14 protein-coding genes are annotated in these 13,204 nt (G+C 60.2%); 13 read left to right on the forward strand and 1 reads right to left on the reverse strand.

All coding sequences use genetic code 11. From position 1 onward, the window contains the following. The first annotated feature begins 125 nt into the window (after nucleotides 1-125). From B3F77_RS07540 to B3F77_RS07600, 13 genes are all read left to right on the forward strand, one after another. Nucleotides 126-254: a hypothetical protein gene (locus tag B3F77_RS07540; protein WP_293604364.1), complete on the forward strand. Its 129-nt coding sequence runs from the start codon at nucleotides 126-128 to the stop codon at nucleotides 252-254. A gap of 242 nt (nucleotides 255-496) precedes the next feature. After that, nucleotides 497-1,114, forward strand: a complete 618-nt coding sequence (ccmA, locus tag B3F77_RS07545; protein WP_293604365.1) for a cytochrome c biogenesis heme-transporting ATPase CcmA — start codon at nucleotides 497-499, stop codon at nucleotides 1,112-1,114. Continuing rightward, complete coding sequence (gene ccmB, locus B3F77_RS07550; protein WP_293604366.1) at nucleotides 1,111-1,794, forward strand: heme exporter protein CcmB; 684 nt, start codon at nucleotides 1,111-1,113, stop codon at nucleotides 1,792-1,794. The genes ccmA and ccmB overlap by 4 nt, the downstream gene beginning before the upstream one ends. Continuing rightward, nucleotides 1,791-2,531, forward strand: a complete 741-nt coding sequence (ccmC, locus tag B3F77_RS07555; protein ID WP_293604367.1) for a heme ABC transporter permease CcmC — start codon at nucleotides 1,791-1,793, stop codon at nucleotides 2,529-2,531. Before ccmB ends, ccmC begins: the two co-directional genes overlap by 4 nt. Then, complete coding sequence (ccmD, locus tag B3F77_RS07560) at nucleotides 2,518-2,697, forward strand: heme exporter protein CcmD (protein ID WP_293604368.1); 180 nt, start codon at nucleotides 2,518-2,520, stop codon at nucleotides 2,695-2,697. Before ccmC ends, ccmD begins: the two co-directional genes overlap by 14 nt. Next, nucleotides 2,694-3,137, forward strand: coding sequence for a cytochrome c maturation protein CcmE (gene ccmE, locus B3F77_RS07565; RefSeq protein ID WP_293604369.1), 444 nt, complete (start codon nucleotides 2,694-2,696; stop codon nucleotides 3,135-3,137). Before ccmD ends, ccmE begins: the two co-directional genes overlap by 4 nt. A 68-nt stretch (nucleotides 3,138-3,205) precedes the next feature. Next, the gene (locus B3F77_RS07570; RefSeq protein WP_293604370.1) at nucleotides 3,206-5,176 is read left to right on the forward strand and encodes a heme lyase CcmF/NrfE family subunit; all 1,971 of its coding nucleotides are present in this window, start codon (nucleotides 3,206-3,208) and stop codon (nucleotides 5,174-5,176) included. Then, nucleotides 5,173-5,697 (forward strand): DsbE family thiol:disulfide interchange protein, encoded by a 525-nt coding sequence (locus tag B3F77_RS07575; protein WP_293604371.1) that lies wholly within the window; start codon nucleotides 5,173-5,175, stop codon nucleotides 5,695-5,697. The genes B3F77_RS07570 and B3F77_RS07575 overlap by 4 nt, the downstream gene beginning before the upstream one ends. Continuing rightward, nucleotides 5,694-6,161, forward strand: a complete 468-nt coding sequence (locus B3F77_RS07580; protein ID WP_293604372.1) for a cytochrome c-type biogenesis protein — start codon at nucleotides 5,694-5,696, stop codon at nucleotides 6,159-6,161. The genes B3F77_RS07575 and B3F77_RS07580 overlap by 4 nt, the downstream gene beginning before the upstream one ends. Continuing rightward, a complete protein-coding gene (gene ccmI, locus B3F77_RS07585) occupies nucleotides 6,158-7,558 on the forward strand; it encodes a c-type cytochrome biogenesis protein CcmI (protein WP_293604373.1) in 1,401 nt (466 codons plus the stop codon). Before B3F77_RS07580 ends, ccmI begins: the two co-directional genes overlap by 4 nt. Nucleotides 7,559-7,785: 227 nt before the next feature. Then, nucleotides 7,786-9,393 (forward strand): B12-binding domain-containing radical SAM protein, encoded by a 1,608-nt coding sequence (locus B3F77_RS07590; RefSeq protein ID WP_293604374.1) that lies wholly within the window; start codon nucleotides 7,786-7,788, stop codon nucleotides 9,391-9,393. A 126-nt stretch (nucleotides 9,394-9,519) separates the two neighbouring features. Then, entirely contained in the window at nucleotides 9,520-10,371 is an 852-nt protein-coding gene (locus B3F77_RS07595; RefSeq protein ID WP_293604375.1) for a creatininase family protein, read from the forward strand. 164 nt (nucleotides 10,372-10,535) lie between these two features. Next, the gene (locus B3F77_RS07600) at nucleotides 10,536-11,879 is read left to right on the forward strand and encodes a PQQ-dependent sugar dehydrogenase (RefSeq protein WP_293604376.1); all 1,344 of its coding nucleotides are present in this window, start codon (nucleotides 10,536-10,538) and stop codon (nucleotides 11,877-11,879) included. A 135-nt stretch (nucleotides 11,880-12,014) separates the two neighbouring features. Here the strand turns inward: B3F77_RS07600 and B3F77_RS07605 are convergent, their stop codons facing one another. Continuing rightward, a complete protein-coding gene (locus B3F77_RS07605) occupies nucleotides 12,015-13,169 on the reverse strand; it encodes a hypothetical protein (RefSeq protein WP_293604377.1) in 1,155 nt (384 codons plus the stop codon). Between the last annotated feature and the right edge of the window lie 35 nt (nucleotides 13,170-13,204).

Raw genomic sequence — 13,204 nt, forward strand, 5'->3', positions numbered from 1 at the left:
CGCCAAGCAGCCCAACAAGGATGCTGCCAAGAATGCGGCGATCTACACCAAAAAGAAGTAGTGGAAGTCGCATGACCGATGTTTGGTCACAGTAATAAAGCCGGAGGCGGCAACGCTTCCGGCTTATGTTTATCTATGCCAACAGTGCCAGCAAAGCAGAACTGAAGACGTTTGTGGGCATCAGCGACACGGAAGCCGACAAGATCATCGCCAGGCAGAAGCAATATCCTGCGGCCAGACCCAGCCGGAAGTAAATGGGCGGATCTGCGTGCGGACAAGGTGATAGGCGTCGGCGCCCTCGTTTTGATCCAAGTCATAGCTCTGTCAGTCTCAGTCAGGCGCTGAACAGTTGCAGTTAAAATTACCTCCGCGTCACTTACGAGCTGTTTCCAATGACCGGGCATCCAGTATGACCCGTCAATAATCGGCCGCCGGAGGTTAAACTAGGGTAATCCCTAGGTACTTCGGCTTTCTTTCTCACTGAATCTTTCATTACATGCTCGAAGTCTCGAATCTGAAATGCGTACGCGGCGAACGCCAGTTGTTCGATGGCGTGGGATTTCGGCTTGAAAGCGGCAAACTGCTTTACCTGCGTGGGGCCAACGGCTCCGGCAAAACCAGCTTGCTACGCATACTGTGCGGCTTGTCGCCGGCCGAGGCGGGGCAAATTCTCTGGGATGGGGTGCCGATCAACAAACTCGGCGAGGTCTATAGGCGCGACTTGTTCTATCTGGGCCACCACAACGCCCTGCAAGAAGCGCTCACCGTCAATGAAAATCTGGCGTTTTACGCGGCCCTTGCCGGTACCATTCCCAGCGAAGCGGACACCGCCAGCGCCTTGGCGCGCCTGGGCTTGCGCGCTTGCCAAAGCCGGCTGGTGCGCCATCTGTCGCAAGGCCAGAAGCGGCGCGTGGCGCTGTCTCGCCTCATGCTAAATCGCGCCCGGCTTTGGGTGCTGGATGAACCTTTCGTGGCGCTGGACCAGGCCGCCATTCAACTGCTTGCTGATTTAGTGGCCGCCCATCTCGACAAGGGGGGGCTGGCCGTGCTGACCAGCCACCAGCAGGTCGACATCGGCAATGTGCCCCCTCAGGTGCTGGAGCTCAACGCATGAAGGCTGCGGGTTGGGCGTCCGTCTTCATGGCTGTGGTTCGGCGCGAAGTGTCGCTGAGCATGAAACAAAAAGGTGAGGTGTTAACGCCTCTGTTTTTCTTCGTCATCGTCACCAGTCTGTTCCCGCTGGGTGTCGGGCCGGAATCGGCCTTGCTGCTGCGCATGGCGCCTGGCGTGCTGTGGGTAAGCGCGCTGCTTGCGGCCATGCTCTCCTTGCAACGCCTGTTTGCCGTCGATTACGCCGATGGTTCTCTGGAGCAGATGGCGCTATCCCCCGCGCCGCTCGGCCTGTTGGTGGTGGCCAAGGCGCTGTCTCACTTTCTGCTCTCGGGACTGCCGCTGGTCCTGATGGCGCCGGTGCTGGGTTTGCAGTTCGGCCTGGATGGTCGGGCCTTGGGCATTTTGATGCTCTCCTTGTTGCTGGGAACACCCACCTTGAGCCTGATTGGCAGCATTGGTGCGGCACTGACCTTGGGCGTGCGCGGGGCAGGGGTATTGCTGTCACTTTTAATCTTGCCACTGTATATTCCAGTACTGATATTTGGTGCCGGCGCTGTGGAAGCCGATGCGGCCGGTCTGGGTGCTGGCGGCCACCTGTCACTGCTGGCGGCGCTACTGGTGCTGTCGGCATTTTTTGCGCCTTTGGCCACCACGACAGCCTTGAGGATTTCCCTGGAATGAAAACACGCGTGATTCACTGGTTCAAGTTTGCTTCGCCGCAAAACTTCTATTTTCTGGCCGGCCGTCTGTGGCCCTGGTTTGCCGCTTTGGCGGCCGTGTTGACAGTGGTGGGCTTGTGGATTTCATTCTTTGTGGCCCCCACCGATGCCCAGCAGGGCGACGGCTACCGCATCATTTTTGTGCATGTGCCGGCGTCACAGATGTCCATGTTCATTTACCTGATCATGGCTGCCTGGGCCGGTTTTGGTCTGGCCTTCAACACGCGGATGTCCGGCATGATGGCCTCGGCGCTGGCGCCTACCGGCGCTCTGTTTGCCTTCCTGTCGCTGGTGACGGGCGCCCTATGGGGCAAGCCGATGTGGGGGGCCTGGTGGGTGTGGGATGCGCGGCTGACGTCAGAGCTGATCCTGTTGTTTTTGTATCTGGGCTTTTTGGCCCTGCAATCGAGCATCGACGACCCGCGCCGCGCCGACAAGGCTTGTGCCGTGCTGGCGCTGGTGGGCGTGGTGAATGTGCCCATCATTTATTTCTCGGTCAAGTGGTGGAACACCCTGCACCAGGGTGCCTCGGTATCCATGACCGCTGCCCCGTCCATGGCCAAGACCATGCTGTGGGGCATGTTGATCATGGTCGTGGCTTTCTGGATGTACGCCATCGCAGTGGCCCTGGCGCGGGTGCGCAACATCATTCTCGAACGTGAGCGTCATACGGAGTGGGTCAAACATGCATTGGAATAGCGTTTCCGAATTCTTTGCCATGGGGGGCTACGCCTTCTATGTCTGGGGCAGCTTCGGGGTTACGGCGGCAGCGGTGGTGATTGAGATGCTGTTGATTCGCAGCCAGCGCAGGGAACTTCTGCGCGATCTTCGGAACGAACTGTTGTCAGAAAGAAGCTCTTCATGAAACCTCGTCATAAACGTGCTGCCATCATTGTTGGCGGTCTCGCAGCTGTGGGTCTTGCGTCCTACCTGGTACTCAACGCCTTCCAGAGCAATCTGGTCTTTTTCTTCTCCCCGAGTCAGGTGGCTGCGGGTGAAGCACCCAAAAACCGGACCTTTCGCATCGGTGGCATGGTCAAGACGGGAACGGTCAAGCGTGACAACCTGACGGTCAGCTTCGTGGTGACCGATACCGCCAAGGACATGAATGTGTCCTATACCGGCATCCTGCCGGACCTGTTTCGCGAGGGCAAGGGCGTCGTAGCGCAAGGCAAGCTGGATGCCGATGGCAAATTTACCGCGACCGAGGTGCTGGCCAAGCACGATGAAAACTACATGCCACCCGAGGCCCAGCATGCGATGGACCAGGCCCAGATCCAGAAAACCATCAAAACACTGAAGTAAGACTTTGCGGGACAGTCCGTCGTTACGCGCAGCGAACAAGCTCTGTCCCCAACTAACTGAGATACACCATGATTCCTGAACTTGGTCATTTTTCGCTGATTCTCGCCCTGTTTGTGGCGCTGGCCTTGGGCACCTTGAGCGTTGTGGGCGGGCAGCAGGGGCGCGCTGGCTGGATGGCGCTGGCGCGGCCTGGCGCACAAGTGCTTTGGTTGTTGACGGCGTTCTCTTTTGCCTGCCTCACCTACGCCTTTTATACCAATGACTTCTCGGTCCTATATGTCACGCAACACTCCAATTCCAAGTTGCCGGATATCTACCGCATTGCCGCCGTCTGGGGCGGGCATGAAGGCTCGCTGCTGCTGTGGTTGCTGATGCTGTGTTCGTGGATGATGGCGGTGTCCATTTTTTCCCGTCAGTTGCCTGATGTGATGGTGTCGCGGGTGCTGGGCGTTCTGGGCCTGGTGGCGGTCGGCTTCCTGCTGTTCATGTTGATCACGTCGAATCCGTTTGCTCGCCTGAGTGACATTCCTGCCAATGGGCAGGACTTGAATCCGATGTTGCAAGACCCGGGCCTGGTGTTCCACCCACCGATGTTGTACATGGGCTACGTCGGCATGTCCGTGCCATTTGCTTTTTCTATCGCCGCCTTGCTCAATGGCCGGCTGGATGCCGCCTGGGCGCGCTGGTCGCGACCCTGGGCCACCGCAGCATGGATTTGCCTGACCATCGGCATTGCAATGGGTTCCAAGTGGGCGTACTACGTGCTTGGCTGGGGCGGCTGGTGGTTCTGGGACCCGGTGGAAAACGCCTCCTTCCTGCCTTGGCTGATAGGCACGGCATTGATCCATTCACTCGCCGTTACGGAAAAGCGTGGACTGTTCAGAAACTGGACCATCATGCTGGCGATCATCGGGTTTTCGATGAGCCTGCTGGGTACTTTCCTGGTGCGCTCCGGCGTACTGACTTCAGTGCATGCATTTGCAACTGATCCCAAGCGCGGCGTGTTCATATTGATGTTCCTGGCCGTGGTCGTGGGTGGCTCACTGGCATTGTTCGCCATGCGCGCCAGCAAGGTTCGTTCCGGCGGCACATTTGCGCTGGTGTCGCGCGAAACGTTTCTGCTGCTCAACAACGTGTTGCTTGCCACCGCCACCGCCGCCGTGCTGTTGGGCACTTTGTATCCGCTGATTGTCGACGCCCTCAATCTGGGTAAACTGTCAGTCGGGCCACCTTATTTCAATACCGTTTTTGTACCCATCATGGTGCCCGTGTTGTTTTTCATGGTGGTGGGTTCCTACTCGCGCTGGAAAAACGACAGCGTTGCCGGACTGATAAAAAAATTGCGTCCTGTGGCCATTATTTCGGTGCTGTTGGGCTGTACTGCACCGCTGCTGGCTGGCGAATGGTCAGCTCTGGTGGCGCTGGGTTTGACGCTGGTGTTCTGGATTGTGTTGGGCTCCATGGTGCAGATCTACCGTCAGGTCAAGGACACCGTCAACTGGAAATCCACGCCGATATCGTTCTGGGGCATGCACGTCGCGCACATCGGCATTGCCGTGTTTGTGGTGGGCGTTACCATGGTCAAGGGTTATGAGACCGAAAAGGACGTGCGCATGGGCGTTGGCGACATCGTGGCAGTCGGTGGCTACACCTTTCGCCTGACCGGCATTCATACCGAGCCCGGCCCGAACTACAAGGCCGATGTGGGTGATGTTGAGTTGATCCGCAATGGTCAAGTCCTTAAAACCATGCACCCCGAGAAGAGGACTTATTTCTCATCGACCATGCCCATGACCGAAGCCGCCATTGACAGCACCATTGTCCGTGACGTGTATGTTTCCCTGGGTGAGCGACTCGAAGACAGCGCAAGTCCTGCCTGGGCAATGCGGGTGTACTACAAACCATTTGTCAGCTGGATATGGGTCGGTTGCCTGTTGATGGCTCTGGGCGGAGGCATGGCAGCGCTGGACCGCCGTTATCGCAAGAAAGTCACCGCCGCCAGCATGGGCGTGGTTAATGTCAAGGGCCTTCCGGCATGAAGAAGGCACTGATACCCCTGGGTCTTTTTATTGTCTTGGTGGTGTTTCTGGCCATTGGCCTGACACGTGATCCGCACGAAGTTCCCTCGCCACTGATCGGCAAGGCTGCGCCTTTGTTCTCTGCACCCATTCTGCAGGCGGCCGATCAGAAATTTTCCAGCAAGGATATGCTGGGCAAAGTCTGGTTGCTCAATACCTGGGCCTCCTGGTGCGTAGCCTGTCGGCAGGAACACCCCATTTTGGTTGAATTTGCCAAAACTAAAACCTTTCCCATCGTCGGCCTGGACTACAAAGATCAGGACTCGGATGGCTTGAAATGGCTGGCTCGCCTTGGCAACCCCTATGACTTCGCTGTGACGGACAAGGACGGGCGCATTGGCATCGACTTTGGTGTCTATGGTGTGCCAGAAAGCTTTCTGATCGACAAGGCAGGTGTGATTCGCTACAAGCAAATTGGCCCCATCACCGAAGACGCATTGCGCGACAAGATACTGCCGCTGGTACGGGAGTTGCAAAAATGAAGTTTCTTTTAGTTATTTTCTTGGCGCTGCAGTGCTCGCTTTCGGCCTTCGCGGGTGAGGCTCCGCCCCTGGCAGAAGACCCTGTGGTGGAGCAACGCATGCTCTCGATTTCCGAGGAACTGCGCTGCCTGGTCTGCCAGAACGAGACATTGGCAGCATCGCGCGCCGACCTGGCGCAGGATTTGCGCCGTGAACTGCGCACCCTCATCAAGGCCAACAAGACCGACAAGGAAATCATGGACTACATGGTCAGCCGCTACGGCGACTTTGTACGCTACCGCCCGGCTGTCAAACCCCTGACCTACATGCTCTGGTTCGGGCCCTTTGTGCTGCTGATAGGCGCATTGTCCATCTTGTTGCGTCTGGTGCGCCGAAGACAACAAGGCGATGCCGCGCCCATGCTCGATGCCGCCCAGCGCAAAAAAGCACAATCTCTTTTAAAAGATCCGGAACTCCCCTCATGACCGTTTTTGTTGCAATTGCAGCGCTGCTGACGCTGCTGGTGGTGGCTTGGCTCGTGCGCCCGCTGCTGCGCCCCGCTTCGCAGGCCGGTGTGTCGAGCCAGCGCCTGAACGCTTCTATCTACCGTGACCAACTGGAGGCGCTGGGGCGAGACCTGGCACGCGGTGTCATCAGTCCTGCGGACTATGAAACCACGCGGGACGAACTGCAGCTGCGGCTGCTGGATGACACCGAAGAGCCTGCATCAGCGCCGCGGACCCGAACCGCCAGCGTCTGGACCGGCCGGATTACCGCGGCGGTGATTGCGCTGCTGTTGCCGCTCGGTGCAGCGGGCATGTACTGGTGGCTGGGCACACCTGAGGCCATCGATCCAGTGGCAACGCAAAAAGCCAATGACGACCAGGTCGCGAAAATGGTCGATACCCTGGTTGCACGCTTGAAGGCCAACCCCGACAATCCCAAGGGCTGGGCCATGCTGGCGCGTTCCTACAAAGTGATGGGGCGTTTCGACGAGGCCGAACAGGCCTTTCTAAAAGCAGGTGACTTGCTCAATACCGATCCGGACTTGATGGTGGACTACGCCGACCTGCTGGCCGTGCGCGCCAACAACAACATGGAAGGCAAGCCGATAGAGTTGGTCAACAAGGCCCTGGCCCTGGACCCACAGCACCCCATGGGACTGATGATGTCCGGCGTGGCCTCCTATAGCCGCTCCGACTTTGCGGGCGCAGTGGCGCAGTGGGAGAAATTGCTGCCGCTGCTGGAGCCCGATTCACCGGATGCCCAGCAAGTGGAAGCCGACATTGCGAATGCGCGCGCCAAGGCGGGAATGCCCGCCTCTGCCAAATCCACGTCCTTGCCGGCAGCCAACATGACTGGTGCGGACGCGGGCAAGCTGCCGCCGGTCGATGCAGCCGCAGCGGGCCCCATGACACCGGAAAAAATCAATGAGATGGTCGACCGCCTGGCTGAGCGTCTCAAGGCCAATCCGGATGACCTGACGGGCTGGGCGCGGCTGGCGCGGGCCTACAAGGTGCAGGGCCGTCTGGCCGAGGCAGAACAAGCCTATGTCAAGGCAGGCAAACTGGTGGACAGTGACCCCGATTTGCTGACCCAGTATGCCGACCTGTTGGCCACGCGTGCGGACAACAATATTGAAGGTCGTCCGCTGGTGCTGATTAACAAGGCGCTTGCACTGAACCCCAAACACCCCACGGCCCTGATGATGGCGGGTTCTGCCGCGTACCGGCGCGCCGACTATGCCAAGGCTGTGAGCTATTGGGAAACAGTGCTCACCGTGCTGGAGCCTGGCTCAAGTGATGCCACGCAGGTGAGGGCTGAAATTGCCGATGCGCGCGCCAAAGGCGGGCTCGGCCTGCAGAGCAAGACAAAGCCCTGATTGATCGCGGAACAGGCTGCCGACAGGGTCGGCGGCTGTTCTGGGGTGAACTAAATTGCTATTATTTATACGGCTGCTAAGCTATATTTAAGCAAAATAGGGCTATAGCCCAATGAATACGGGCGTAATCAGCTATCAAATTTATAGTGAAAACCTTCCCGCATCGTGTGACGATGCTGGTGTGCCCGGTGCAGTAAGCATGGGCGCAAGGCAGGTTTAATACCGGCATGGTTTCCTCTCAAGTCGTCGATTCACCCGCCATCATTTTGGCCACGCTCAACGCCAAATACATCCATGCGTCGCTGGGCTTGCGTTACCTGCTGGCCAATATGGAGGTGCATGGTGGCGCTGGCTTGAGGGCGCAGACGCAGTTGCGGGAATTCGTCATTCAGCAGCGCCCCACACAGATTGTGGAAGAGCTGCTGGCGTTGCAGCCCGCGGTGATCGGCCTCGGCATCTATATCTGGAACGTGGTGGAAACCACCCAGGTCGTGCGGCTGCTGAAAACCCTGAGGCCTGACATCAAGGTGGTGCTCGGCGGGCCTGAGGTCAGCTACGAGGCCGAGAGCCAGGAGATTTGCCGCCTGGCTGACCATGTGATCACCGGCTGGGGCGACGTGAGCTTTCCCAAGCTCTGCCGCGCCCTGCTGGACGGCCCGAAGCCGCTGATGAAGGTGATCGCCGGCGAGCAGCCTGCGTTGGCAGTGCTGGCCTTGCCCTACAGCGAGTACACCAGCGAAGACCTCGCCAAACGCCTGTTGTATGTCGAGGCCTCGCGCGGTTGCCCGTTCAAGTGCGAGTTCTGCCTGAGTTCGCTCGACAAGACCGCCTGGGCTTTTGATCTGGATCGCTTTATGGCCGAGGTGGATGCGCTCTACCTGCGCGGCGCGCGCAACTTCAAGTTTGTCGATCGCACCTTCAATTTGAAGGTGGCGCATTCGGCGCGCATCCTGCAGTTTTTTCTGGACAGGATGACGACCGATCTGTTCGTGCATTTCGAAGTGGTGCCCGACAGCCTGCCGGACCGGCTCAAGGCGCTGATTGCGCAGTTTCCGTCCGGCTCGCTGCAGTTCGAAGTCGGCATCCAGAGCTTCAACCCGGAAGTGCAGCGGCGTATTTCGCGTAAACAGGACAACCTTAAGACTGCCGACAACCTGCGCTGGCTGGTCAATGAGAGCCAGGCCCATGTGCACGCCGACCTGATTTTTGGCTTGCCCGGTGAAACGCTGGACAGCTTTGCCCAGGGCTTTGACCGCCTCTACGAGCTGGCGCCGCACGAAATCCAGTTTGGCATCCTAAAACGCCTGCGCGGCACGCCGATTACCCGGCACACGGCTGAGTTTAGGATGCTCTACGACCCGCAGACGCCATACACGATTTTGCAGACCTCGACGATTGACTTTGCGACGATGCAGCGCATCAAGCGCTTTGCGCGCTACTGGGAGATGGTTGCCAACTCGGGGCGGTTTGCGCTGGGGCTCAAGCTGTTGTTAGCGCCTGGCTCCGCTTTCAATCACTTTCTGGGTTTCAGCGACTGGCTATGGCGCACCACAGGCAAGACGCATGAATTTGCGCTGGAAAAACTCGTGGATTTGCTGCACCAGCACCTGACTGCCGTTCGGGGTCTGGCGGGCGATGCGGTGCGGGCGGCGCTGATGGCGGATTACCGGGCCAGTGGGGCGCGGGGCCGGCCGCAGTGTCTGGCTGAGCTGCTTCGCTCCGAGCGGCCGGCTTTGCCGACAGCCTCTGCGGCGCTGCGGGCGGAGCGGCAGGGGCGGCATGTTCAGCAGCAGGTGCATCGGGACGAGATTCAAAAGGCTGCGGCTGCTGCTTGAGGTTGCGGGGCGTTTACCGCTGCGCCCTTTGCGAGCAGGCAGGGGCGAGACCCGGCCTGCCAGCAAGGCAAACCACATCCCAATCAAACCCGCCCCAACAACCCAAATTGCCCTCAAAATACGCCCATGAACCCTGTAACGTCCACGCCCGCCGCATTGCCCCGCTTCTGGGCCGACCTCAAAAGCCCCGACTTTGCGCGGCTGGACCTCACCTGCTGTATCGCCGTGCTGCCGGTGGCAGCGATCGAGCAGCACGGCCCGCACCTGCCTCTCAATGTGGACGCCACGCTGGTGGACGGCGTGATTGCGGCGGCCTTGCCGCACCTGCCGCCCACCCTGCCGGTGCTGTTTCTGCCCACGCAATCGGTGGGCTTGAGTCCCGAACACGCCCGCTTTGCGGGCACGCTCACGCTCAAGGCTGACACGGTGATCCGGCTCTGGACCGAGCTGGCCGAGTCGGTGGCGCGCAGCGGCATCAAAAAACTCGTGTTGTTCAATTCGCACGGCGGCCAAGTCGGCCTGCTGGATGTGGTGGCGCGCGACCTGCGGGCGCGGCTCGACATGCTGGTGTACAGCGTGAACTGGTTCAACCTGCCGCTCATTGATGAACAGGGCGATTCAGTGGCCGAGCAGTTCAGTGCGCAAGAGCACCGCTTCGGCATTCATGCCGGCGAGATTGAAACTTCGATGATGCTGGCCCTCAAGCCGGAGCAGGTCGACATGGCCCGGGCGCAGGATTTTCATTCCACCTCGCAGCACAGGGCGCAAACCTTCCGCATTCTGGGGGATGGTCGCAGCGCCAAGCTGGGCTGGCAAATGCAGGATTACAACCCGCAGGGCGCGGTCGGCAATGCCGCTGCGGCCACGGCGGAAAAAGGCCGTGCGCTGCTGGGGGCGGCTGGACGCAGTCTGGCGCAACTGCTGACTGAGGTGGACCAGTTGCCAGCCGACACCTTGAGCAACAAGACGGCGTTTTAGGTGGCGATCTGAAACGAAGCGTCCCTCAAGTGCCCGGCGCGGCCAAGCGCTGACAAGTCCCTGCGGGCTTGGCTTACAGCCATGGCCTGGCCGGGCGCGCACAGTGTCGGGGAGGTGGTGTTTGGGTGCAGGCTTGGCACACAACGGCTTATGGGGGGCTTTTCATGCAGTCACTGGCTGGTCTTTTCAAACGGTGGCGCGCTTGCGCGCTGTGCTTGCTGCTGTTTGGCAGCGTGGCTGCGTGCGGCGACACGGCCTTGCTGCCACCCGAGGCGGGCATGGGGCCTAACCCGACCCTGCCGCAACCCAAAACCAGCCTGATTCCCACGGTGAACATCGCGCCCGCCAAGGGCTGGCCCGAAGGCGTGATGCCTACGCCCATGGCGGGCCTGACCGTCACCGCCCTGGCGTCTGGGCTGGACCATCCGCGCTGGGTTTATGTGCTGCCCAATGGCGACGTGCTGGTGGCCGAAAGCAATGCGCCGCCCAAGCCTGACGACGCCAAGGGCATCAAGGGCTGGGTCATGAAAAAGGTGATGCGCCGAGCCGGTGCCGGCGTGCCAAGCGCCAACCGCATCACGTTGCTGCGCGACGCCGATGGTGACGGCACGGCGGAAACCCGGACGGTGTTTTTGCAAGACCTGAATTCGCCCTTTGGCATGGCCCTGGTGGGCAACGATTTTTACGTGGCCAATACCGATGCTGTTCTCCGCTTTCCCTACGAGACAGGGCAAACCCGCATCACGGCAAAGCCCGTGAAGGTGCTGGACTTGCCCGCCGGTCCCATCAACCACCACTGGACCAAAAACATCATCGCCAGTCCGGACGGCAGCAAGCTTTATGTGACGGTGGGCTCCAACAGCAACGCGGGCGAACGAGGCGCCGAGGCCGAAGTAGGCCGTGCTGCCATCTGGGAAGTCGATCCCAAAACCGGCAGCCACCGCGTGTTGGCGTCCGGCCTGCGCAATCCCAACGGCATGGGTTGGGCGCCGGAAAGCGGGGCGCTGTGGACGGTGGTGAACGAACGCGACGAGATTGGCAGCGACCTGGTTCCAGACTACCTGACTTCCGTTCGCGAGGGTGCTTTTTACGGCTGGCCTTACAGCTACTATGGCCAGCACCTGGACGATCGCGTCAAGCCGCCCCGGCCCGATCTGGTAGCCCAAGCCGTTTCGCCCGACTATGCGCTAGGCTCCCACGTCGCGCCCTTGGGCATGGTTTTTTCCGAAGGAAAGGCCTTGCCTCAATCATTCGCCAATGGGGCGTTCGTGGGTGAGCATGGATCCTGGAACCGCGTGCCGCGCAGTGGTTACAAAGTCGTGTTTGTGCCCTTTGCCGGGGGTCGACCGGTCGGCCTTCCGGTTGATGTGCTGACAGGTTTCCTGAGCGCCGAAGGCAATGCTTATGGCCGGCCAGTGGGCGTGGCCATCGACAAGCGCGGCGCGTTGCTGGTGGCCGACGACGTGGGCAATGTGATTTGGCGCGTCAGTGGCGCGGCGGCAAAGTAAGCGCGAGTTGGCGGGCCGGCGTGGCTTAATTGCCTGATATTTATGATGAAATAGCCCTCTGGCCCATATGGAGCGGGTGCAAGTAGCTATTAAGTTGATAGCATTTTAGCCACGCCGGGCCAGCCCGAATCGGCGTCAGGCGGGCGGCAGCACCATGTCGGCGGTACCCGGGCAGACCCTGCGGGGATATTCACGTGAGGTGTCTATGCAGCCTCCCGACTGATGCATCCCTTGGGGTTCCCGCACGCGCAGCATCAATTCCAGAATCTGCGCTGGCCGGGCCGGATCGGCCATTGAGGCCTTGACGTGTTCTTCCACGATGCTTTCGTTGATCTGCAGTTCGCCGGCTTCATCGGTGTAAGTCGCGTGGCGCCAGTGAAATAGCTCCAGGCATTTGGAACTCAGTGTGTAGGGCTGCTGCCGTTTCCAGAAATTGGTGAACAGCCCGCCCCCGAGATAAAACACCCAGGAGCCTTCGTAGCCGGTGACGTCGGACGAATGCGCATCAGGGTTGCGAAACCACAGACGGTCGCCCGGCACGTAGTACCTGGGCGGCAGTGGCGTCTCCATCGAGCCGTATTCGCGCAGAAACACTTCATTGAACTGGCCTGACATGATGGCGCGGCGCTCCCACTGCTGCTGCAGGCCGTCCAGCAGTGCCGGGTTGCAGTGCTCCAGCTCCTGCGCAATGGCCAGCAGGACCACGTACTCGGTGGCGCGGTAGCAGGAAAACGAATACAGCTTGCCCGAAGGCTCGGGCTGGGTGGCTTTTTGCAAGGCGGGGATCAGCGCCTGGCCAGTCCGCACGGTAAAACCCCGGCCTTCGGCGTAGGTCCAGCAGTCTTCGGGCCTATCGGCCTTGGTGGTGTGAAATGCCAGCGCCGTCTTGCGCGCGGCCACCACCATGTTGCAGCGTATGCGCACGCTGGAGGCCAGTTCGGCATGGCTGGGAAACTCAAATCCCACCGGGCTCAGCAGCATGGCCAGCAAAATCTCCCGCTCCAGGTCGCCAGCGCGGTGCTCGGTGTCCAGCTGCAGTTGCTCCGTCAAACCGGTCGTGTCCAGACCGGGCGCCCATTTTTGCGCCAGGTCGGCACGCAGGTGAAAGCTCTTTTCGCAGCCCTTGCTGCCCGGCGAGGGGAGTCCTTCAGCGGTTTCAGCGTCGTGCTGCAGGCCGAGCTGCTCCAGTTGGGTCAGGAAGCTGCGGCTGGCCGTTGCCAGCGCATCGGCGGTGGGGGCGCGCAGACGAATGCCGCCAGCGCGGGGGCTTGAGTTGTGGGCGGCAGTCATGGTGCTGCAAAGTATCTTTGCTTGCAGCGGATTCT

Source organism: Polaromonas sp. UBA4122 (assembly GCA_002381615.1).
In the GTDB taxonomy this organism is placed as follows: Bacteria; Pseudomonadota; Gammaproteobacteria; order Burkholderiales; family Burkholderiaceae_C; genus Polaromonas.